Consider the following 20,287-nt stretch of genomic DNA (forward strand, 5'->3'; position numbering starts at 1 on the left):
GCCCGCACGCCGTGCGGACCGCAGGCCGACCTGCGGTCCGCGGACCCGACGGGCCGCCCCGCGCGACGTAGGCTCGGCGGTGACGGCCGCCCCCGCGGCCGCAGCCAGGACGGAGACCGCCATGAGCCGCACCCGCCTCAGCGAGGAGCAGATCGCCAACGCCCTCGCCGACCTCCCGCAGTGGACCCGCACCGGCGAAGCCATCACCCGCACCGCCGAGACCGCGAGCTTCCCCACCGCGATCAAGGTCGTCGACGCCGTCGCCGAACAGGCCGAGGCGCTCGACCACCACCCCGACATCGACATCCGCTGGCGCACCCTCACCTTCCTGCTCACCACCCACAGCTCCGGCGGCCTGACCAGCCTCGACATCACGGTCGCCCACCTGATCGACCGCGCCCTCGACGACGCCGCCTGACCCCGGCCGCCCCCGCAGCACCCCGCCCGACCCCGAACCCCGCGCAAAGCCCCGGCAAAACCCGTTCCCGCGCCGTGAGATGCTGGCCCCTTGCCAGACCGCAGTCGGGACGGACGGAACGCATGGCTCAGGAACCTCCCACGACCCCCGGGTACGACCAGCAGCCCTGGTACCCCCAGCCCCAGCAGCAGGGCTACCCGGAGCAGCAGGCGTACGGGCAGCAGGGCTACGGCTACCAGGAGACCTACCAGGACCCGCAACAGCCGTCCTACGGCTACCCGGACCAGCAGCAGGCGTACGGGCAGCCGCCCTTCCCGCAGCAGCAGCCGTCCTACGGCTACCAGGAGACCTACCAGGACCCGCAGCAGCCGTCCTACGGCTACCCCGAGCAGCAGCAGGCGTACGCCGACCCGCAGCAGCAGGGCTACGCCGAGCAGCAGAACGGCTACCAGGACCCGTCCGCCCAGCAGCTCTACGCGCCCCCCGCCACCGAGCCGGCCGGCCACCAGGACCCGTACGGGCAGCCGGCCGCCGCGCCCGCCCCGGCCGCCGCCGCCGACTACCCGCAGACCAGCGCCGAGGACCCGTTCGCCCCCGGCGGCACCGGCGTGCTGGCCGGCTCCGCCACCGACCCGGCCGACGGCGACACCGGCTCCGGCCGGGAGCGCCCCGCCGCCGGCGGCTTCGCCGCCAAGGCCCGCGCCGCGGTGCTCTCCGGCGAGGGCGCACCCAGCCGCCGCGGCCTGGCGATCCGGGTCGGCGCGGGCGTCGCCGCGCTGGCCGTACTGGTCACCGCCGGCGTGCTCGCCATGTCCGACGACGGTGACAAGCCCGCGGCCCAGAGCCCCCAGGGCAGTTCGCAGAACATCGCCGTCGCCCACACCAAGTCCTGGACGGTGCCCGCCGACCAGGCCGCTGCCGGGGCCCAGGGCGCCGACGACACCCTGGTCGGCAGCTGGCTGCTGGCCGACAGCGTGGTCCGCGCCGACGGGACGGGCGTGCACGCCTACGCCCTCGCCGACGGCAAGCCCACCTGGACGCTCAAGGCCCCCGCCGACGGCGCCGTCCCCTGCGGCCTGTCCCCGGCCGTCAACGCCGCCGGCCTCGGGGCGGTCGCCTACCGCCCAGCCGCCGACCCGAAGAGCCCCTGCAGCACCGTCGCCGCCGTCGACACCAAGTCCGGCCAGGCGGTCTGGACGAAGACCCTGTCCGACGCCAAGGACAGCTACACCACCCACGTCGCCGTCACCGACGACAAGGTCGTCGCGGTCGGCGACGACAAGGCGTCCGCCTGGGCCGCCGCCGACGGCGCCGAAGCCTGGCAGTACACCGGCCAGGGCAAGTTCTGCACGCTGTCCGGCAACGCCGGCGCCTCCGTCGTGGTGCTGCACAGCCGCTGCGCCGACTCCACGCCCGCCGACCAGGCCGTCGCGCTCAACGTCTCCGACGGCAAGGTCAAGTTCTGGCGGGGCCTGAACAACCAGCCCACCACCGTCACCGTGCTCTCCGCCGAACCCGCCGTGGTGCTCACCACCGGCGAGAAGCCCGCCGACGACCGGGTGTTCGCCTGGGGCGCGGAGGGCGACCCGGCGGCGGAGATCCCGGTGGCCGTCGAGGGCGGCGGCCGGCTGGACGTCGGCCACGGCAGCTTCGACCCCGTCCCCGCCGTGTACTTCCAGGGCAGCACCATGTTCGCCGCGGTCGTCCCCGACGGCGGCGGCAACCCCACCGCGATCACCGCGTACGACCTCGCCACCGGCAAGCCGCAGTGGCGCACCCCCGTCGCCGAGAAGAGCAAGGCCCGCCCGATCGGGGTCGACGCCGGCGGCCTGGTGGCCGCCGCCGACGAACGCGGCGACCAGCCCGCCCACCTCAGCCGCTTCGCCCTGGCCGGCGGCCAGGAGACCCAGGGCGGCGCCTTCCCGCAGGGCACCGGCTCGCTGCTCACGGCCGGCCGGGTGCGCACCGCCTCCGGACACCTGGTGGCCGTCCCCGAGCACGCCTCCAACTACGGCGTGGCCACCGCCTTCAGCAGCAAGGGCTGACCCGCCCCCGCCCCGGCTCCGGCCCCGTGCGGTTCGTGCGGTCCGTGCGGTCCGTGCAATGACGACGGGCCCGACCTGTCCCCTGATCAGGTCGGGCCCGTCGGCCTCTCACACGCCCGCTGCCACGGCCGGCTTCCGGTCCTCCGGCCGCTGCGGCAGCCAGGCGGCGAGCTCCCCCAGCTCACCGGCCCGCAGCCCGAGCGCGAGCATCAGCGTCGCCTCCGGCGTCGGCTCGAACGGCCGCCGCAGCAGCCGCATCCCCGCCTGCTCCGGCGTCCGGTCCGCCTTGTGCTGGTTGCACTCCGCGCAGGCCGCCACGGTGTTCAGCCAACTGTCCGCCCCACCACGCGACTTGGGCGCCAGGTGGTCCACCGTGGTGCCCCGCCGCCCGCAGTACGCGCACCGGAACTGGTCCCGCGCCAACACCCCCCGCCGCGACCACGGAGCCCGTTGTCGGAACGGCACCCGCACGTACCTGGTCAGCCTGATCACCCGCGGCACCGGCAGCTGCACCCCCGAGCCGCGCACCACCCGCAGCGGATGCGCCTGCTCGACCACCGCCTTGTCCTGCAGGACCAGCACGACGGCACGGCGCAGCGGCACCGTGCTCAACGGTTCGTAGCTCGCGTTCAGGACAAGGGTGTTGCGCATAACGGGCCACCTCCAGTGCTCGCCCCCGCCGCACGGCGGTGGCACCACTGTGAACGCCCGCCTCCCCCCGAACAACGGAATTTCCGCCCCCGCACCCCGACCTGCGCCGGAGCCCCCGCACTCCGAGCGCGTAGGCTCTACCCCGCTGGAACCGTCCAGGCGCACCGCCCGCTCCCGGGCCACCGCGCCGGACCCCCGACCGAAGGAGACGCGGGACCGTGACCGACATCGTCGACGAGCTGCAGTGGCGCGGGCTGATCGCCCTGTCCACTGACGAGGACGCACTGCGCAAGGCGTTCGCGGACGGCCCGGTCACGTTCTATTGCGGCTTCGACCCGACCGCCCCCAGCCTGCACCTCGGCAACCTGGTCCAGATCCTCACCATGCGCCGCATCCAGCAGGCCGGGAACCTCCCGCTCGGCCTGGTCGGCGGCGCCACCGGCCTGATCGGCGACCCCAAGCCCACCGCCGAGCGCGTCCTCAACGACCCCGAGACGGTGGCCGGCTGGGTCGAGCGCCTGCGCGGCCAGGTGGCGCGCTTCCTCGACTTCGAGGGCGAGTACGCCGCCCGCATGGTCAACAACCTGGACTGGACGTCCGGCATGTCGGCCATCTCCCTGCTGCGCGACGTCGGCAAGTACTTCCGCGTCAACAACATGATCGCCAAGGAGGCGGTGGCCCGCCGCCTCAACTCGGACGCGGGCATCAGCTACACCGAGTTCAGCTACCAGATCCTCCAGGGCATGGACTTCCTGGAGCTGAACCGCCGCTACGGCTGCACCCTGCAGACCGGCGGCAGCGACCAGTGGGGCAACCTCACCGCCGGCAGCGACCTGATCCGCAAGGCCGAGGGCCGCTCCGTGCACGCCCTCGCCACCCCGCTGATCACCAAGGCCGACGGCACCAAGTTCGGCAAGACCGAGTCCGGCACCGTCTGGCTCGACCCTGAACTCACCACCCCCTACGCCTTCTACCAGTTCTGGCTGAACGCCGACGACCGCGACATCCCCAAGTTCCTGCGGATCTTCTCCTTCCGCAGCCACGAGGAGATCGAACAGCTCGAACGCGACACCGCCGAACGCCCCGCCGCCCGCCTCGCCCAGCGCGCCCTCGCCGAAGAACTCACCACCCTCGTCCACGGCGCCGACCAGTACGAGCGCGCCGTCGCCGCCTCCAAGGCCCTCTTCGGCCAGGGCGACCTCGCCGACCTCGAACCCGCCACCCTGGCCGCCGCCCTCGCCGAGGTCCCGAAGGCGACGGTCACCGAACTCGGCCAGCTCGTCGACCTGCTGGTCGAAACCGGCCTGGCCCCCAGCCGCTCCGGCGCCCGCCGCACCATCAAGGAAGGCGGCGCCTACCTCAACAACACCAAGGTCACCGACGAGGAAGCCGTCGCCACCGCCGACGACCTCCTGCACGGCCGCTGGCTCGTCCTGCGCCGCGGCAAGCGCAACCTCGCCGCCGTCGAACTCGCCGGCGCGTAACGCGACATCCGCGTGCCCTCCGCATGCGAGGTCCGCACCGTCAAGTGGCCTGAAACAGGCTGCGGTTGACCTGCGGACATGGTGAACAGGGGCCCGATCCAGCCAGATCGGGCCCCGCCATGTTTGACTCGCCCCTCCCGGTGTCCTAACGTAGGTCGAGTCGCCTGAACCGGCTGAGACCGGGAGGCGGAACCCCCCAAACCCTGATGAGCGACTCGTCGCGCGTCCGTTCGGATTTCCGGATGGAAAAGCGGACCGAATAACTCTGGTAGAGTTCGGGAGCGCCGAAAGGCCAAAGCAAATCGGATCGAATGAAACTCCGGAAAGCGGAGCGGAAAACATCTGATAAGCTGGAAACACGAAAGAACGAAGCGCCCGGAGGGTCCGCAGGAATGCGGTCCGAAGGAAGTGTCCGTTCCTTGAGAACTCAACAGCGTGCCAAAAGTCAACGCCAGATATGTTGACATCCCCGGCCTCGACACTTGTCGGGGTTGGAGATTCCTTTTGAAGTAAAACACTAGCGAGGACGCAGTGCGCGGGGCCGCCTTATTCCGGTGGTTGCCGTGCCGCTCCCCGTGGAGACATTCACGGAGAGTTTGATCCTGGCTCAGGACGAACGCTGGCGGCGTGCTTAACACATGCAAGTCGAACGGTGAAGCCCTTCGGGGTGGATCAGTGGCGAACGGGTGAGTAACACGTGGGGAATCTGCCCTGAACTCTGGGACAAGCCTTGGAAACGAGGTCTAATACCGGATACGACCGCAGGATGCATGTTCTGCGGTGGAAAGCTCCGGCGGTTCAGGATGATCCCGCGGCCTATCAGCTTGTTGGTGGGGTAACGGCCCACCAAGGCGACGACGGGTAGCCGGCCTGAGAGGGCGACCGGCCACACTGGGACTGAGACACGGCCCAGACTCCTACGGGAGGCAGCAGTGGGGAATATTGCACAATGGGCGAAAGCCTGATGCAGCGACGCCGCGTGAGGGATGACGGCCTTCGGGTTGTAAACCTCTTTCAGCAGGGAAGAAGCGCAAGTGACGGTACCTGCAGAAGAAGCACCGGCTAACTACGTGCCAGCAGCCGCGGTAATACGTAGGGTGCGAGCGTTGTCCGGAATTATTGGGCGTAAAGAGCTCGTAGGCGGCCTGTCGCGTCGGATGTGAAAGCCCGGGGCTCAACCCCGGGTCTGCATTCGATACGGGCAGGCTGGAGTGTGGTAGGGGAGATCGGAATTCCTGGTGTAGCGGTGAAATGCGCAGATATCAGGAGGAACACCGGTGGCGAAGGCGGATCTCTGGGCCATTACTGACGCTGAGGAGCGAAAGCGTGGGGAGCGAACAGGATTAGATACCCTGGTAGTCCACGCCGTAAACGTTGGGAACTAGGTGTTGGCGACATTCCACGTCGTCGGTGCCGCAGCTAACGCATTAAGTTCCCCGCCTGGGGAGTACGGCCGCAAGGCTAAAACTCAAAGGAATTGACGGGGGCCCGCACAAGCAGCGGAGCATGTGGCTTAATTCGACGCAACGCGAAGAACCTTACCAAGGCTTGACATACACCGGAAACTGGTAGAGATATCAGCCCCCTTGTGGTCGGTGTACAGGTGGTGCATGGTTGTCGTCAGCTCGTGTCGTGAGATGTTGGGTTAAGTCCCGCAACGAGCGCAACCCTTGTTCTGTGTTGCCAGCGAGTAATGTCGGGGACTCACAGGAGACTGCCGGGGTCAACTCGGAGGAAGGTGGGGACGACGTCAAATCATCATGCCCCTTATGTCTTGGGCTGCACACGTGCTACAATGGCCGGTACAAAGGGCTGCGATGCCGCGAGGCGGAGCGAATCCCAAAAAGCCGGTCTCAGTTCGGATTGGGGTCTGCAACTCGACCCCATGAAGTTGGAGTTGCTAGTAATCGCAGATCAGCATGCTGCGGTGAATACGTTCCCGGGCCTTGTACACACCGCCCGTCACGTCACGAAAGTCGGTAACACCCGAAGCCGGTGGCCTAACCCGTCAGGGGAGGAGCCGTCGAAGGTGGGACCAGCGATTGGGACGAAGTCGTAACAAGGTAGCCGTACCGGAAGGTGCGGCTGGATCACCTCCTTTCTAAGGAGCACACGGCAGCTTCGGGCGAACGTCCCGGAGTGCTAGCTCATGGGTGGAACGTTGACTATTCGGCACAGGAAGCGAACAGGTCGCCAGTACTGCCCCTTCGGGGCGTGGAACGCGGTTCTCTGGGAGTGACTGTGCCGGGCACGTTGTTGGGTCCTGAGGGAACGAGTGATCGTTTTCTCGCGGATGCCGGCCTCATGCCGGGCGCCCTGTAACAGGGTGTCGGGTTTGGGTGTCTGGTCGTTGTTTGAGAACTGCACAGTGGACGCGAGCATCTGTGGCCAAGTTTTTAAGGGCGCACGGTGGATGCCTTGGCACCAGGAACCGATGAAGGACGTGGGAGGCCGCGATAGGCCCCGGGGAGCTGTCAACCGAGCTTTGATCCGGGGGTGTCCGAATGGGGAAACCCGGCAGTCGTCATGGGCTGTCACCCGCTGCTGAACACATAGGCAGTGTGGAGGGAACGCGGGGAAGTGAAACATCTCAGTACCCGCAGGAAGAGAAAACAACCGTGATTCCGGGAGTAGTGGCGAGCGAAACCGGATGAGGCCAAACCGTTGTGGTGTGAGACCCGGCAGGGGTTGCCGCGGCGGGGTTGTGGGAGTGGGCTTGATCGGTCTGCCGGCCGGTCGGCGAGTCAGAAACCGTTGGTGTAGTCGAAGGACATGCGAAAGGTCCGGCGTAGAGGGTAAGACCCCCGTAGACGAAACATCAGCGGCTTGCTTGCTCATTTCCCAAGTAGCACGGGGCCCGAGAAATCCCGTGTGAATCTGGCGGGACCACCCGCTAAGCCTAAATATTCCCTGGTGACCGATAGCGGATAGTACCGTGAGGGAATGGTGAAAAGTACCGCGGGAGCGGAGTGAAATAGTACCTGAAACCGTGTGCCTACAAGCCGTGGGGGCAGCCTTCGGGCTGTGACTGCGTGCCTTTTGAAGAATGAGCCTGCGAGTTTGCGGTGTGTAGCGAGGTTAACCCGTGTGGGGTAGCCGTAGCGAAAGCGAGTCCGAATAGGGCGCCCAGAGTTGCATGCCCAAGACCCGAAGCGGAGTGATCTAGCCATGGGCAGGTTGAAGCGCGGGTAAGACCGTGTGGAGGACCGAACCCACCAGGGTTGAAAACCTGGGGGATGACCTGTGGTTAGGGGTGAAAGGCCAATCAAACTCCGTGATAGCTGGTTCTCCCCGAAATGCATTTAGGTGCAGCGTCGCGTGTTTCTTGCCGGAGGTAGAGCACTGGATAGGCGATGGGCCTTACCGGGTTACTGACCTTAGCCAAACTCCGAATGCCGGTAAGTGAGAGCGCGGCAGTGAGACTGTGGGGGATAAGCTCCATGGTCGAGAGGGAAACAGCCCAGAACACCGACTAAGGTCCCTAAGCGTGTGCTAAGTGGGAAAGGATGTGGAGTCGCAGAGACAACCAGGAGGTTGGCTTAGAAGCAGCCACCCTTGAAAGAGTGCGTAATAGCTCACTGGTCAAGTGATTCCGCGCCGACAATGTAGCGGGGCTCAAGCACACCACCGAAGTCGTGTCATTGCAGCAATACTCCCAACGGAGGCTGTGATGGGTAGGGGAGCGTCGTGTGCCGGGTGAAGCAGCCGAGGAATCGAGTTGTGGACGGTTCACGAGTGAGAATGCAGGCATGAGTAGCGATACAAGAGTGGGAAACTCTTGCGCCGATTGACCAAGGGTTCCTGGGTCAAGCTGATCTGCCCAGGGTAAGTCGGGACCTAAGGCGAGGCCGACAGGCGTAGTCGATGGACAACGGGTTGATATTCCCGTACCCGCTTTGAAGCGCCAACGTCGAACCTCTTGATGCTAAGCCCGTGAAGCCGGCCCGGAGTCTTCGGACAATGGGACGTGGTGGAGCCGGTGACCCAACGGGGTAGTAGGTGAGCGATGGGGTGACGCAGGAAGGTAGTCCAGCCCGGGCGGTGGTAGTCCCGGGGTAAGGGTGTAGGACGTTGCGTAGGCAAATCCGCGCAACACGAAGTCTGAGACCTGATGCCGAGCCGATTGTGGTGAAGTGGATGATCCTATGCTGTCGAGAAAAGCCTCTAGCGAGTTTCATGGCGGCCCGTACCCCAAACCGACTCAGGTGGTCAGGTAGAGAATACCGAGGCGTTCGGGTGAACTGTGGTTAAGGAACTCGGCAAAATGCCCCCGTAACTTCGGGAGAAGGGGGGCCATTGCTGGTGACGGGACTTGCTCCCTGAGCTGGTGGTGGCCGCAGAGACCAGCGAGAAGCGACTGTTTACTAAAAACACAGGTCCGTGCGAAGCCGTAAGGCGATGTATACGGACTGACGCCTGCCCGGTGCTGGAACGTTAAGGGGACCGGTTAGTCCGATTTCGGTCGGGCGAAGCTGAGAACTTAAGCGCCAGTAAACGGCGGTGGTAACTATAACCATCCTAAGGTAGCGAAATTCCTTGTCGGGTAAGTTCCGACCTGCACGAATGGCGTAACGACTTCTCGACTGTCTCAACCACAGGCCCGGTGAAATTGCATTACGAGTAAAGATGCTCGTTTCGCGCAGCAGGACGGAAAGACCCCGGGACCTTTACTATAGCTTGATATTGGTGTTCGGTTCGGCTTGTGTAGGATAGGTGGGAGACTGTGAAGCGGCAACGCCAGTTGTCGTGGAGTCGTCGTTGAAATACCACTCTGGTCGTGCTGGATGTCTAACCTGGGTCCGTGATCCGGATCAGGGACAGTGTCTGGTGGGTAGTTTAACTGGGGCGGTTGCCTCCTAAAGGGTAACGGAGGCGCCCAAAGGTTCCCTCAGCCTGGTTGGCAATCAGGTGTTGAGTGTAAGTGCACAAGGGAGCTTGACTGTGAGACTGACGGGTCGAGCAGGTACGAAAGTAGGGACTAGTGATCCGGCGGTGGCTTGTGGAAGCGCCGTCGCTCAACGGATAAAAGGTACCCCGGGGATAACAGGCTGATCTTCCCCAAGAGTCCATATCGACGGGATGGTTTGGCACCTCGATGTCGGCTCGTCGCATCCTGGGGCTGGAGTAGGTCCCAAGGGTTGGGCTGTTCGCCCATTAAAGCGGTACGCGAGCTGGGTTTAGAACGTCGTGAGACAGTTCGGTCCCTATCCGCTGTGCGCGTAGGAGTGTTGAGAAGGGCTGTCCCTAGTACGAGAGGACCGGGACGGACGAACCTCTGGTGTGCCAGTTGTCCTGCCAAGGGCATGGCTGGTTGGCTACGTTCGGGAGGGATAACCGCTGAAAGCATCTAAGCGGGAAGCCTGCTTCGAGATGAGCACTCCCACCTCCATCGAGAGGGTAAGGCTCCCAGTAGACGACTGGGTTGATAGGCCGGATATGGAAGCCCTGTGAGGGGTGGAGTTGACCGGTACTAATAGGCCGAGGGCTTGTCCTCAGACGCTCGCGTTCACTGTGTGGTTCCCGGGTAGCGAACAGCTATCGCCGGTCCGGAGCCTAGTTTTCTTGGCTCCGCCAGGTTAAGTAACACAACTTTCAACTGAAAAGTGTGTTCGCTGAATACCCGATAGGGTTTCGGTGGTCATAGCGTGAGGGAAACGCCCGGTTACATTCCGAACCCGGAAGCTAAGCCTCACAGCGCCGATGGTACTGCAGGGGGGACCCTGTGGGAGAGTAGGACGCCGCCGAACAATTCTTCAATAGGCCGAGGCCCCAGCGATTCGCTGGGGCCTCGGCCTTTTTTGTTGGGCATCGGCCGGACACGTGGACGGCCGGCGGACGGCGGTCGGGCACCCGGACGCGGTGTTCTGCCGGATGCCGGACAATGGACAAGGTGGACGTTCCGGGCCCTGGTGGGGTGCGGGAGACGTCCGGATCTCGCGCCGGTGTCGGTGGATCGACAGTGGCGCCTCTCGAACTCGCAGTGTGCAGACAGGAGTCACCAGCATGTCGAACCCGCCCCAGGACCGGCCGGAGCGCCGTAACGACGGCGGCCGGGGTTACGAGCCCCGGTCGCGCGGGGGCTGGTCGAACGACCGCGGCCCGCGTCGTGACGACCGTGGCGAAGGCGGCGGCTACCGCGGTCGTGACGACCGTGGTGACCGTGGCGGCGACCGCGGGGGCTTCCGTTCCCGTGACGACCGGCCGTCGTACGGCGGCAGTGGTGGCGGCGGTGGGTACCGCGGCCGCGATGACCGTCCGCAGGGCGGTGGCAGCGGTGGTGGCGGTGGCTACCGTTCGCGCGACGACCGCCCCTCGTACGGTGGCGGCGGCGGTGGCGGTTACCGCGGCCGTGACGACCGTCCGCAGGGTGGGGACCGTGGTGGGTTCCGTGGGCGGGATGACCGTCCGCAGGGTGGCGACCGTGGTGGGTTCCGTCCGCGCGAGGACCGGCCGTCGTACGGGCGGGACCGTGACGACCGTCCGCAGCGCAGTGGCGGCTACGACCGTCCGCAGGGTGGTGGGTACCGTCCGCGCGAGGAGCGTTCGTTCGACGACCGCCCGCAGCGCAGCGGTGGCTTCGAGCGTCGGGACGACCGTCCGCAGGGTGGTGGGTTCCGTTCCCGGGATGACCGTCCGCAGCGCAGTGGCGGGTACGACCGTCCGCAGGGTGGGGACCGTGGTGGGTTCCGTGGGCGGGATGACCGTCCGCAGGGTGGCGACCGTGGTGGGTTCCGTCCGCGCGAGGACCGGCCGTCGTACGGGCGGGACCGTGACGACCGTCCGCAGCGCAGCGGCGGCTACGACCGGCCGCAGGGTGGTGGGTTCCGTTCCCGGGACGACCGGCCGCAGCGCAGTGGCGGGTACGACCGTCCGCAGGGCGGGGACCGTGGTGGGTTCCGTCCGCGCGAGGAGCGTTCGTTCGACGACCGTCCGCAGCGCAGCGGTGGGTACGAGCGTCGGGACGACCGCCCGCAGCGCAGTGGCGGCTACGAGCGTCGGGACGACCGTCCCCAGCGCAGTGGTGGCTACGACCGTCCGCAGGGTGGGGACCGTGGTGGGTTCCGTCCGCGGGAGGACCGGCCGTCGTACGGGCGGGACCGTGACGACCGTCCCCAGCGCAGTGGCGGGTACGACCGTCCGCAGGGTGGGGACCGTGGTGGGTTCCGTTCCCGGGACGACCGTCCGCAGCGCAGTGGCGGCTACGAGCGTCGGGACGACCGTCCGCAGCGCAGCGGTGGGTACGAGCGTCGGGACGACCGGGGTGGGTACCGGGGCGGGCGGGACGACCGGGGTGGGTACCGCGGTGGGCGTGACGACCGGGGTGGGTACGACGAGCGGCGTCAGGAGCCGGTGAAGCGGCTGCCGATTCCGGACGACGTGACCGGGTTCGAGATCGACGCGGACGTCAAGCAGGACCTGAAGAGCCTGCCGAAGACGCTGGCGGACGACGTGGCGCGCAACCTGGTGATGGTGGCGCGGCTGCTCGACAGCGAGCCGGAGGAGGCCTACAACTACTCGCGGGTCGCGCTGCGGCTGGCGTCGCGGGTGGCGAGCGTGCGGGAGGCGGCCGGCTTCGCCTCGTACATGACGCAGCGGTACTCGGAGGCGCTGACCGAGTTCCGGGCGGCGAAGCGGATGACCGGTCGGGTCGACCTGTGGCCGGTGATGGCGGACTGCGAGCGCGGTCTGGGCCGGCCGGAGCGGGCGCTGGCGATGGCCGGTGAGCCCGAGGTGAAGCAGCTGGACAAGGCCGGTCAGGTCGAGATGCGGCTGGTCGCGGCGGGTGCCCGGGCGGACCTGGAGCAGTTCGACGCGGCCGTGGTGACGCTGCAGAGCCCGGAGCTGGCGTCCTCGGCGATCCACCCGTGGACGGCGCGGCTGCGGTACGGCTACGCGGACGCGCTGATCGCGGCGGGTCGGGCGGACGAGGCCCGGGAGTGGTTCGTGAAGGCCGTGGAGGCGGACACGGACGGGTCGACCAACGCGGCCGAGCGGCTGGCGGAGATCGACGGCATCGAGTTCACCGACGCGCTGGACGAGGAGTCCGAGGCCGAGGACGAGGGCGCGGAGGCCGTGGAGCCGGTGCGCCGTCAGATCGACAAGGACGACGTCGGCGAGGACCGGATGATCTTCGAGGACGAGGAGGACGTCGAGGAGTTCTACGACGAGGACGACCTCGAGATCGACGAGGACTACGACGAGGACTCGTTCGAGGAGCAGCCGGGGCAGCCGAAGAAGCAGGGCTGATCCGCAGGCGGTGAGGGAAGGCCCCCGTTCCGGGTAGGGACGGGGGCCTTCTTCGTTGTGGCCGTGTGGCCGTGTGGCGGGGAGGGGTGTCAGCCGAGTTCGAGGGAGCGCAGGACCAGTCCGGTGGCCGGTTTGGGGCCGAAGGAGGTGGACTTGCGGGGCATGGTGACGCCCTGTTCGGCGAGGCGGCGCACCACGCGTTCCTCGACGGGGTGGAGCAGGACGGCGGTGCCGCCGGTGCGGGCGGCCTCGCGGACGGCGGCCTCGGCGGAGTGCAGGTAGCCGATGTGCTCGGGGCTGTCGGGGACGTGCCAGGTGCGGTCGAGCAGGACGGCGTGCAGGACGGTGGCGTCCAGGCGGCGCCACTCCTCGGGGCGGTCGGTGCGGACGGTGTCGGCGAGGGTGGCCTCGTCGGGGCCGGTGAGGAGGTGGAAGCGGCCGGTGCCGTCGGTGAGGACGAAGGAGTTGCCGGGGGCGTGCTGGGCCTCGGCGAGGGCGTGCAGGGCGTCGGGGAGGGTGCCGGGGAGGTCGGTGGCCCGCCAGGCGGCGGGGTCGAGGGCGGCGAGCGCGGCGTCCAGCGGGAGGCGTTGCAGGACGCGGTGGATGGCGCGGACCCGCAGCGGGTAGCGGTCGGTGTCGACGAGCAGGACCAGGCCGCGGTCCCAGGGGCTGCGCGGCAGGTGGCGGTGTTCGCGCTGCAGGCGCAGGTACATCTCCCAGCGGTGGTGGCCGTCGGCGATCAGGGCGCGGCAGCCGGCCAGGTCGCGGGTGACGGCGGCCAGGTCGGCGGGGTCGGTGACGGCCCACAGGCGGTGGTGGGTGCCGTCGCTGGTGGTGGTGGCGAGCAGCGGGTCGGTGGTGGCGGTGCGTTCGATGACGTCGGCGGCGCGGCCGTGGCCGCGGTAGGTGAGCAGCAGGGGTTCGAGGTTGGCGCGGGTGGTGCGCATCAGGCCGACCCGGTCGGCGACGGGTTTGGGCATGACGTCCTCGTGCGGGAGGACGATGCCGGCTTCGGGGCCGCTGACGGCGAGGGCGCCGATCAGGCCGCGCTGGAGGGTGCCGGCGGGGGTGCGCTGCTCGTAGACGTACAGGGCGGGGCGCGGGTCGGCGGCCAGGACGCCCTGTTGGCGCCAGTCGCGGAGCAGGCGGGCGGCGTGCCGGTAGCGGGTGTCGCGGTCGGGGCGGTGGCCGGCGTCGTCGGGTTCGGGGCGGGGGAGGATCAGGCGGACGATGTTGTGCGGGTCCGCGGTCTCCAGGTCCAGGCGCCGTCCGGGGTCGACCACGTCGTACGGCGGGGAGGTGACCGCGGCCAGGTCGCCGACCCGGTGCGGGTCGTAGCGCAGGCCGCGGAACGGGGACAGGGACAGCCCTGCGGTGGCGACGTGCCCGGGGTCTCCGGGGCCGCCCGAGGGCTCGTTGCCGGTTTCGGCACGAGGGGCGCTCATTCTGGGCATGTTAGTCGGGTAGTGCTTGTTGGGAGATCGGGATGAGGGCGGACGTCCAGGTCATGGGCGGGGCGAACGGGAAGCGGGGTAGCGGCGGATGAGTCACCGGGAGCACGAGGGCGACGGCGGGGCGGCGGTTCCGGAGGGGAGCGGCGGCGGGAACGGGGTGCCGGGCGGCGGGGTGTACGACTGGTTCCGGCGCGGGGTGCGGCTGTTGGAGGAGCGGCACCCGGCGGCGGCGGTGCAGTTGCTGGCGCGGGCGGCGGAGGCGGAGCCGGGGTCGGGGTCGATCCGGGAGGCGCTGGCGCGGGCGCAGTTCGACGCGGGGCAGTACGGGCAGGCGCTGGAGAGTTTCCGGGCGGTGGCGGAGGCCGATCCGTCGGACGACTACGCGCAGTTCGGGTGGGGGGTGTCGGCGGCCCGGCTGGGGGATTTCGAGACCTCGGCGGAGCACCTGGCGCTGGCGGTGGCGATGCAGCCGGGCAACCGGCACTACCAGTCGGCGCTGCGGCAGACCCGGGCGACGCTGGCGGCCCGGGCGGGGGCGTACGGGCCGCTGCTGCCGGGGGCGCCCGGGTACCTGGCGCCGCCGGAGGATCCGGCCGCGCCATAGGGTGGCGGGTGTTCGGGTCGGTTCGAGGTGGCGAGGGTGGAACAGCGATGACGGAGAACGCCGCGGTGGTGCGGAGCGTGCCGGGGTCCAGCGCGGAGGCGCTGACGGAGGCGTACGACACGGCGCTGCTGGACCTGGACGGGGTGGTGTACGCCGGGCCGCACGCGATCGTGCACGCGGTGGAGTCGCTGGAGCGGGCCCGGGCGGCCGGGATGCGGTTGGCGTACGTCACCAACAACGCGTCGCGGCCGCCGCGGGTGGTGGCGGAGCACCTGACGGAGCTGGGCGTGCCGGCCGACCCGGCGGACGTGATCAACTCGGCGCAGGCGGCGGCGCGGCTGGTGGCGGAGAAGGTGCCGGCCGGGTCGCGGGTGCTGGTGGTCGGCGGGGCGGGGCTGGTGGAGGCGCTGGAGGAGCGCGGGCTGGTGCCGGTGCGTTCGCTGGAGGACGGTCCGGCGGCGGTGGTGCAGGGCTACGACCCGTCGGTGGGCTGGGCGGACCTGGCGGAGGCCTCGTACGCGGTGGGCCGGGGGCTGCCGTGGGTGGCCTCGAACACGGACCTGTCGATCCCGACCGCGCGCGGCATCGCCCCGGGCAACGGGACGCTGGTGGCGGCGGTGCGGGCGGCGACCGGCGTGGAGCCGGAGGTGGCGGGCAAGCCGCTGCCGCCGATGCACCGGGAGACGGTGCTGCGGACGGGCGCGAAGCGTCCGCTGGTGGTGGGCGACCGGCTGGACACCGACATCGAGGGCGCGTTCAACGGCGGGGTGGACTCGCTGCTGGTGTTCACCGGCATCGCCACGCCGGAGCAGGTGCTGGCCGCCGCGCCCGAGTACCGGCCGACGTACCTGGCGGAGGACCTGCGGGGCCTGCTGGAGGCGCAGCCGGAGGTGGCGGCGCTGGGCGGCGGCCGGTTCGGCTGCGGGGGCTGGACGGCGGGGGCGGAGGGCGGCGTGCTGGCGCTGGAGGGTGCGGGCGGGCGGATCGACGCGCTGCGGGCGCTGTGCGCGGCGGCGTGGACGTGGGCGGACGGGCACGGGGCGGCGCCGGAGTCGGCGAAGGCGTTGGCGGGGCTGCCCGCGGCGGGTTGACGGGCCGTCGGGGCGGGTATCCCCGGGTGGGTTCGGGTCGTCCTGGGGGGTGGGATGGTGCGCGGACGTACGGGTGCGGTGGCGGTGGCCGGGTGCGTGCTGCTGCTGGCGTCGGCGGGGTGCACGTCGCGGGGCGGTCCGGCGGTGGTGCCGGCACCGGTGTCGGCCTCCCGGTCGGGGACGCCGTCCCCGTCCCCGTCCTCGGGCGGCGGGGCGGGGGTGCCGGATTCGGCGGTGCCGGCGGGGTCGTTCGACGGGCATCCGCTCTTCAGCTGGGTGGCGCAGTTCGGGAACCGCTGCCTGGGCTCGCCCGAGCTGCCGTGGTTCACCTGCGCGGGGGCCGGGACCGGTCCGCTGTCGGCGGGGCCGTCGCTGTGGACCGGGTCCGCGGCGATGTTCTCGGGGCACTGGGAGCTGACGTTCAGGACGGACCGGGAGCGGGTCACCGGGGTGTCCTGCGGGGCGCTGCCGGTGCACGTGTACGAGCTGGGCTCCGAGCAGTTGGCGGGCGGTACGCGCCGCTACTACGCGCTGGAGGAGCCGTTCGCGGTGGTGGGCCCGCTGGTGGCCGCGGTGGTCCGGGACGGGGACGGGGCGGCGGGCGCCGAGCCGTTGGACGAGCCGGCGCCCGCGGTGGTGCCGGGGGCGGTGGTGCAGCGCTGCTGACGGGCCGTCGGCGGGGGGACCGCCGGGCGGCTCAGAGCAGGGTGCGCAGGCGCAGCAGGTCGCGGAAGCTCGCGTCGAGCTTGAGGCGGCCGGTGGCCCAGGCGGTGGGGAAGGGGAGTTTGCCGTCGACCAGGGCGACCAGGTCGTCGCCGGTGGTGGTGAGCTTGATGTCGGCCTTGGTGGCGGGCGGGCCGGGGGCGTCGGTGATGCCGGTGAGCCGTCCGTCGGTGAGGCGGCCGGTGAAGGTCAGGCCGAGGTCGGTGAGGTGGCAGCTGAGGGAGCGGTCGAGGGCGGTGGCCTTGCGGATGTCGCCGCCGGCGGCGGCGAGGTTGCGGCTGAGCTGCTCCAGTGCGGTGCGGCACTCCTCGATGGTGGCCATGTGCGCGGCTTGCTCCCGTCGGTGGTCGTCCGGCGTCCCACGCTAGCGCAGGGCCGTCCGGCGGCGGTGCCCGTTCCGGGGGAGTGCGGGGCGGGGGTACGTCGGCCGGTGGAACGGGTTCGCGCGGGCTCCGGTGCGTGGTGGGGGGATCGGGTAGCGTCGGTGCGGGCAGTCGGTGGCGGCGGCGAGGAGGCAGGCGGATGCTGCAGGACGCGGTGCGGGGCGTGCGGGGCGTGCTGGTGGTGGCGGCGGAGTTGGCCGAGGAGGCGGGCCGCCGGGTACTGGACACGGCCGGGGAGTTGCTCAAGCAGGGCGGTGAACTGCCGCCCGGGGTCGAGCAGTTGAGGGTGCTGGCCGGGGAGGCGGTGACGGCCGGGCGGGCCGGGGTCGACCTGGTGGCCGGGGTGGCCCGGGGCGAGGTGGAGCGGGTGTTCGAGAAGGTCGGCGACCAGGTGGTGAAGGTCGGCGTGGTGCTGAGCTTCCTGGAGTCGAAGCTGCGGGAGGTCGACGAGCAGCCGGAGGGCGGGGCGGCGACGGAGCCGCCGGTGGCGGAGCCGGAGCCGGAGCCCGCGGAGCCCGCGGAGCCGGCGGCACCGGCGGCACCGGCGGTGCGTCCGGCGGCGCGGGCGCAGGGCCTGTTCGACGCGGGCTGGGACGCGGAACCGGAGGCGCCGGTGGCGCCGGCCGCCGAGGACGTGGCGGCGGCGCGCCGGCGGGCGGCGGCCGGTGCGCAGGCGGGGCCGCGGCGGGCCCCGGCGCGGAAGGCGGCGGCGCGCAAGGGCGCGGCGGCGAAGCAGGCGTCGGCGCAGCGCTCGGTGCCGCGCAGGGCCGCGGGTGCGGCCGGTGCGGCCGGGACGCCCGCCGAGGTGGCGAAGAAGGCGGCGGCGAAGCGGCCCGGTACGGCGAAGAAGGCCGCGGCGCGGAAGGCGGCCCCGGCGGCCGGCCGGTCCGCCGACGGTTCCTCGGCGCAGGCGCAGTCCCCGAGTGCGCCGCTGCCCGCGAAGAAGGCGCCGGTGAAGCGGAGCCCGGGCGCGAAGAAGGCCGCCCCGTCCGGCCGGCCCGCCGACGGCTCCCCGGCGCAGGCGTCGTCCGCGGACGCGCCGTCGCCCGCGAAGAAGGCCGCGGTGAAGAAAGCCGTGGCGAAGAAGACCGCGGCGAAGAAGACCGCGGCGAAGCGGGCGGCGTCCGGGGGGAAGGCCGGGGCGGAGGGGGACGGCGGTGAGTGAGGGCCCGTGGACGGGGGTGCCCGAGGTGGACGGGGCGCTGGCCCGGCTGGGGGAGCCGGACGGGGCGGGGGCGGAGCAGTGGGCCGAGGTGTACGAAGATGTCCATGCGCGGCTCGCCGCGACCCTCGCGGCGCTGGACCGCGGGTAGGGACCGTCCGATGTGGGAGCTGACGTAGCAGTGGCAGTGGCACGACGCCGTCTGGACGCGGAGCTGGTGCGCCGCAAGCTGGCCCGTTCGCGGGAGCACGCGAGCGAGTTGATCGCGGCGGGCCGGGTGACGGTGGGCGGGACGGTGGCGACGAAGCCCGCGACGCAGGTGGAGACCGCGGCGGCGGTGGTGGTGGCGAAGGACGACGCGGACCCGGACTACGTGTCGCGCGGCGGCCACAAGCTGGCGGGCGCGTTCGCGGCGTTCGTGCCGCAGGGCCTGGTGGTGGCGGGCCGCCGGGCGCTGGACGCGGGCGCGTCCACGGGCGGGTTCACCGACGTGCTGCTGCGGACGGGCGCGGCGCACGTGCTGGCGGTGGACGTCGGCTACGGGCAGCTGGCCTGGTCGTTGCAGAGCGACGAGCGGGTGACGGTGATGGACCGCACCAACGTGCGGGAGCTGACGCCGGAGCTGATCGGCGGGGAGCTCGTCGACCTGGTGGTGGGCGACCTGTCGTTCATCTCGCTGGGCCTGGTGCTGCCGGCGCTGGCCCGCTGCGCGGCGCAGGACGCGGACCTGGTGCTGATGGTGAAGCCGCAGTTCGAGATCGGCAAGGAGCGGCTGGGCTCGGGCGGGGTGGTGCGGTCGCCGCAGCTGCGGGCGGAGACGATCCGGCAGGTGGCCGGGCAGGCCTGGGAGTCGGGCCTCGGGGTGCGGGCGGTGGCGGCGTCGCCGCTGCCGGGGCCGTCGGGGAACGTGGAGTACTTCCTGTGGCTGCGCCGGGATGCGGAACCGCTGGATCCGGCGGCGGCGGACCGGGCCGTGGCCGAGGGCCCCCAGTAGGGTACTTGGCAGGCGTCCGGGCGTTGCGCAGACTGGCAGGTCGTGGCCGGGCCGCAACGGCCCGGCGGGCGTAGGGAGAGGGCAGCGGGGAATGAGCGATCGTCGTACGGTCTTCCTGATCGCGCACACCGGCCGGGAGGCGGCGCTGCGCAGCGTCGAGGGGCTGGTGGACGGCCTGCTGCGGGCGGGGATCCGGATCCGGCTGCTGGAGTCGGAGGCGGTGGGCCTGGACCTGCCGGACGGGGTGGAGCTGGTGCCCGGCGGGCACGGCGCGGCCGACGGCTGCGAGCTGATCCTGGTCGCGGGCGGGGACGGCACGCTGCTGCGCGGGGCGGAGCTGGCCCGCGAGTCGGGGCTGCCGATGCTCGGGATCAACCTGGGCCGGGTGGGGTTCCTCGCCGAGGCGGAGCGCGACGACCTGGCCACGGTGGTGGAGCGGGTGGTGGCGGCCGACTACGAGGTCGAGGAGCGGATGACCATCGACGTGCTGGTGCGCACCAACGGTGACGTGCTGCACGAGGACTGGGCGCTGAACGAGGCGTCGGTGGAGAAGGCGGCCCGGGAGCGGATGCTGGAGGTGGTCACCGAGGTGGACGGCCGCCCGGTGTCGAACTTCGGCTGCGACGGGGTGGTGCTGTCCACGCCGACGGGTTCCACGGCGTACGCGTTCTCCGGCGGCGGGCCGGTGGTGTGGCCGGAGGTGGAGGCGCTGCTGATGGTGCCGATCAGCGCGCACGCGCTGTTCGCCCGGCCGCTGGTGACCTCGCCGGACTCGGTGCTGGCGGTGGAGGTGCAGCCGAGGACCCCGCACGGGGTGCTGTGGTGCGACGGCCGCCGTTCGGTCGAACTCCCGGCCGGGGCGCGGGTGGAGGTGCGCCGGGGCAAGACGCCGGTGCGGCTGGCCCGGCTGCACCGGGCGCCGTTCACGGACCGGCTGGTCGCCAAGTTCGCGCTGCCGGTGACGGGTTGGCGCGGCCGCTCGGCGCACTGACCGGCCCGCGGCGGTAGGTGACGGACCGTCACCTCGCGGG

At 70.4% G+C, this 20,287-nt stretch carries 15 protein-coding genes and 3 rRNA genes; 15 read left to right on the top strand and 3 right to left on the bottom strand.

Features of this window, described 5'->3' with window-relative positions; genetic code table 11:
- Nucleotides 1–121 precede the first annotated feature (121 nt).
- Both OU787_RS24865 and OU787_RS24870 read left to right on the top strand, forming a co-directional pair.
- Nucleotides 122–418 carry a 4a-hydroxytetrahydrobiopterin dehydratase gene (locus OU787_RS24865; RefSeq protein WP_030461158.1) on the top strand — a complete coding sequence of 99 codons (297 nt, stop codon included), beginning with the start codon at nt 122–124 and terminating at the stop codon, nt 416–418.
- 122 nt (nt 419–540) lie between these two features.
- Nucleotides 541–2,463, top strand: a complete 1,923-nt coding sequence (locus tag OU787_RS24870) for an outer membrane protein assembly factor BamB family protein (protein ID WP_268660576.1) — start codon at nt 541–543, stop codon at nt 2,461–2,463.
- A 108-nt stretch (nt 2,464–2,571) separates the two neighbouring features.
- Here the strand turns inward: OU787_RS24870 and OU787_RS24875 are convergent, their stop codons facing one another.
- Nucleotides 2,572–3,114, bottom strand: a complete 543-nt coding sequence (locus OU787_RS24875) for an HNH endonuclease (RefSeq protein ID WP_268660577.1) — start codon at nt 3,112–3,114, stop codon at nt 2,572–2,574.
- Between the two features lie 218 nt (nt 3,115–3,332).
- Between OU787_RS24875 and tyrS the strand changes: the two genes are divergently transcribed.
- The 6 genes from tyrS to OU787_RS24905 all read left to right on the top strand — a co-directional run bounded on the left by tyrS (nt 3,333) and on the right by OU787_RS24905 (nt 12,845).
- Nucleotides 3,333–4,598 carry a tyrosine--tRNA ligase gene (gene tyrS, locus OU787_RS24880; RefSeq protein ID WP_123817067.1) on the top strand — a complete coding sequence of 422 codons (1,266 nt, stop codon included), beginning with the start codon at nt 3,333–3,335 and terminating at the stop codon, nt 4,596–4,598.
- 584 nt (nt 4,599–5,182) lie between these two features.
- A 16S ribosomal RNA gene (locus tag OU787_RS24885) occupies nt 5,183–6,699 on the top strand.
- A 285-nt stretch (nt 6,700–6,984) separates the two neighbouring features.
- Nucleotides 6,985–10,092, top strand: a 23S ribosomal RNA gene (locus tag OU787_RS24890).
- Nucleotides 10,093–10,228: 136 nt separating this feature from the next.
- Nucleotides 10,229–10,345, top strand: a 5S ribosomal RNA gene (gene rrf / locus OU787_RS24895).
- Together the 16S, 23S and 5S rRNA genes form the textbook arrangement of a ribosomal RNA operon.
- Before the next feature lie 359 nt (nt 10,346–10,704).
- Nucleotides 10,705–11,952 carry a hypothetical protein gene (locus OU787_RS24900; RefSeq protein WP_442788546.1) on the top strand — a complete coding sequence of 416 codons (1,248 nt, stop codon included), beginning with the start codon at nt 10,705–10,707 and terminating at the stop codon, nt 11,950–11,952.
- The gene (locus OU787_RS24905; protein ID WP_030461757.1) at nt 11,949–12,845 is read left to right on the top strand and encodes a tetratricopeptide repeat protein; all 897 of its coding nucleotides are present in this window, start codon (nt 11,949–11,951) and stop codon (nt 12,843–12,845) included. Before OU787_RS24900 ends, OU787_RS24905 begins: the two co-directional genes overlap by 4 nt.
- A gap of 89 nt (nt 12,846–12,934) precedes the next feature.
- Here OU787_RS24905 and OU787_RS24910 read toward each other — a convergent pair whose 3' ends face one another.
- Nucleotides 12,935–14,290 carry a DUF1015 domain-containing protein gene (locus tag OU787_RS24910; protein ID WP_268660578.1) on the bottom strand — a complete coding sequence of 452 codons (1,356 nt, stop codon included), beginning with the start codon at nt 14,288–14,290 and terminating at the stop codon, nt 12,935–12,937.
- Nucleotides 14,291–14,387: 97 nt separating this feature from the next.
- On the opposite strand from OU787_RS24910, the gene OU787_RS24915 reads away from it, so the two are divergent.
- The 3 genes from OU787_RS24915 to OU787_RS24925 are packed head-to-tail and all read left to right on the top strand — an operon-like array spanning nt 14,388 to nt 16,660.
- Complete coding sequence (locus tag OU787_RS24915) at nt 14,388–14,903, top strand: tetratricopeptide repeat protein (RefSeq protein WP_268660579.1); 516 nt, start codon at nt 14,388–14,390, stop codon at nt 14,901–14,903.
- Nucleotides 14,904–14,950: 47 nt separating this feature from the next.
- Complete coding sequence (locus OU787_RS24920) at nt 14,951–15,994, top strand: HAD-IIA family hydrolase (protein ID WP_268660580.1); 1,044 nt, start codon at nt 14,951–14,953, stop codon at nt 15,992–15,994.
- A gap of 57 nt (nt 15,995–16,051) precedes the next feature.
- A complete protein-coding gene (locus OU787_RS24925) occupies nt 16,052–16,660 on the top strand; it encodes a hypothetical protein (RefSeq protein ID WP_268660581.1) in 609 nt (202 codons plus the stop codon).
- Nucleotides 16,661–16,691: 31 nt separating this feature from the next.
- Here the strand turns inward: OU787_RS24925 and OU787_RS24930 are convergent, their stop codons facing one another.
- Nucleotides 16,692–17,039, bottom strand: a complete 348-nt coding sequence (locus OU787_RS24930; RefSeq protein WP_030461762.1) for an SCP2 sterol-binding domain-containing protein — start codon at nt 17,037–17,039, stop codon at nt 16,692–16,694.
- 200 nt (nt 17,040–17,239) lie between these two features.
- Between OU787_RS24930 and OU787_RS34630 the strand changes: the two genes are divergently transcribed.
- From OU787_RS34630 to OU787_RS24950, 4 genes are all read left to right on the top strand, one after another.
- On the top strand, nt 17,240–18,265 hold the full coding sequence (locus tag OU787_RS34630) for a hypothetical protein (protein WP_327059418.1): 1,026 nt from the start codon (nt 17,240–17,242) through the stop codon (nt 18,263–18,265).
- Nucleotides 18,258–18,413 carry a hypothetical protein gene (locus OU787_RS24940; RefSeq protein ID WP_157852447.1) on the top strand — a complete coding sequence of 52 codons (156 nt, stop codon included), beginning with the start codon at nt 18,258–18,260 and terminating at the stop codon, nt 18,411–18,413. The genes OU787_RS34630 and OU787_RS24940 overlap by 8 nt, the downstream gene beginning before the upstream one ends.
- Nucleotides 18,414–18,449: 36 nt before the next feature.
- The gene (locus OU787_RS24945; RefSeq protein WP_268660582.1) at nt 18,450–19,256 is read left to right on the top strand and encodes a TlyA family RNA methyltransferase; all 807 of its coding nucleotides are present in this window, start codon (nt 18,450–18,452) and stop codon (nt 19,254–19,256) included.
- Between the two features lie 91 nt (nt 19,257–19,347).
- Nucleotides 19,348–20,247, top strand: coding sequence for an NAD kinase (locus OU787_RS24950; protein ID WP_030461765.1), 900 nt, complete (start codon nt 19,348–19,350; stop codon nt 20,245–20,247).
- Nucleotides 20,248–20,287 lie beyond the last annotated feature (40 nt).

This window comes from Kitasatospora sp. YST-16 (genome assembly GCF_026802215.1).
In the GTDB taxonomy this organism is placed as follows: domain Bacteria; phylum Actinomycetota; class Actinomycetes; order Streptomycetales; family Streptomycetaceae; genus Kitasatospora; species Kitasatospora cineracea.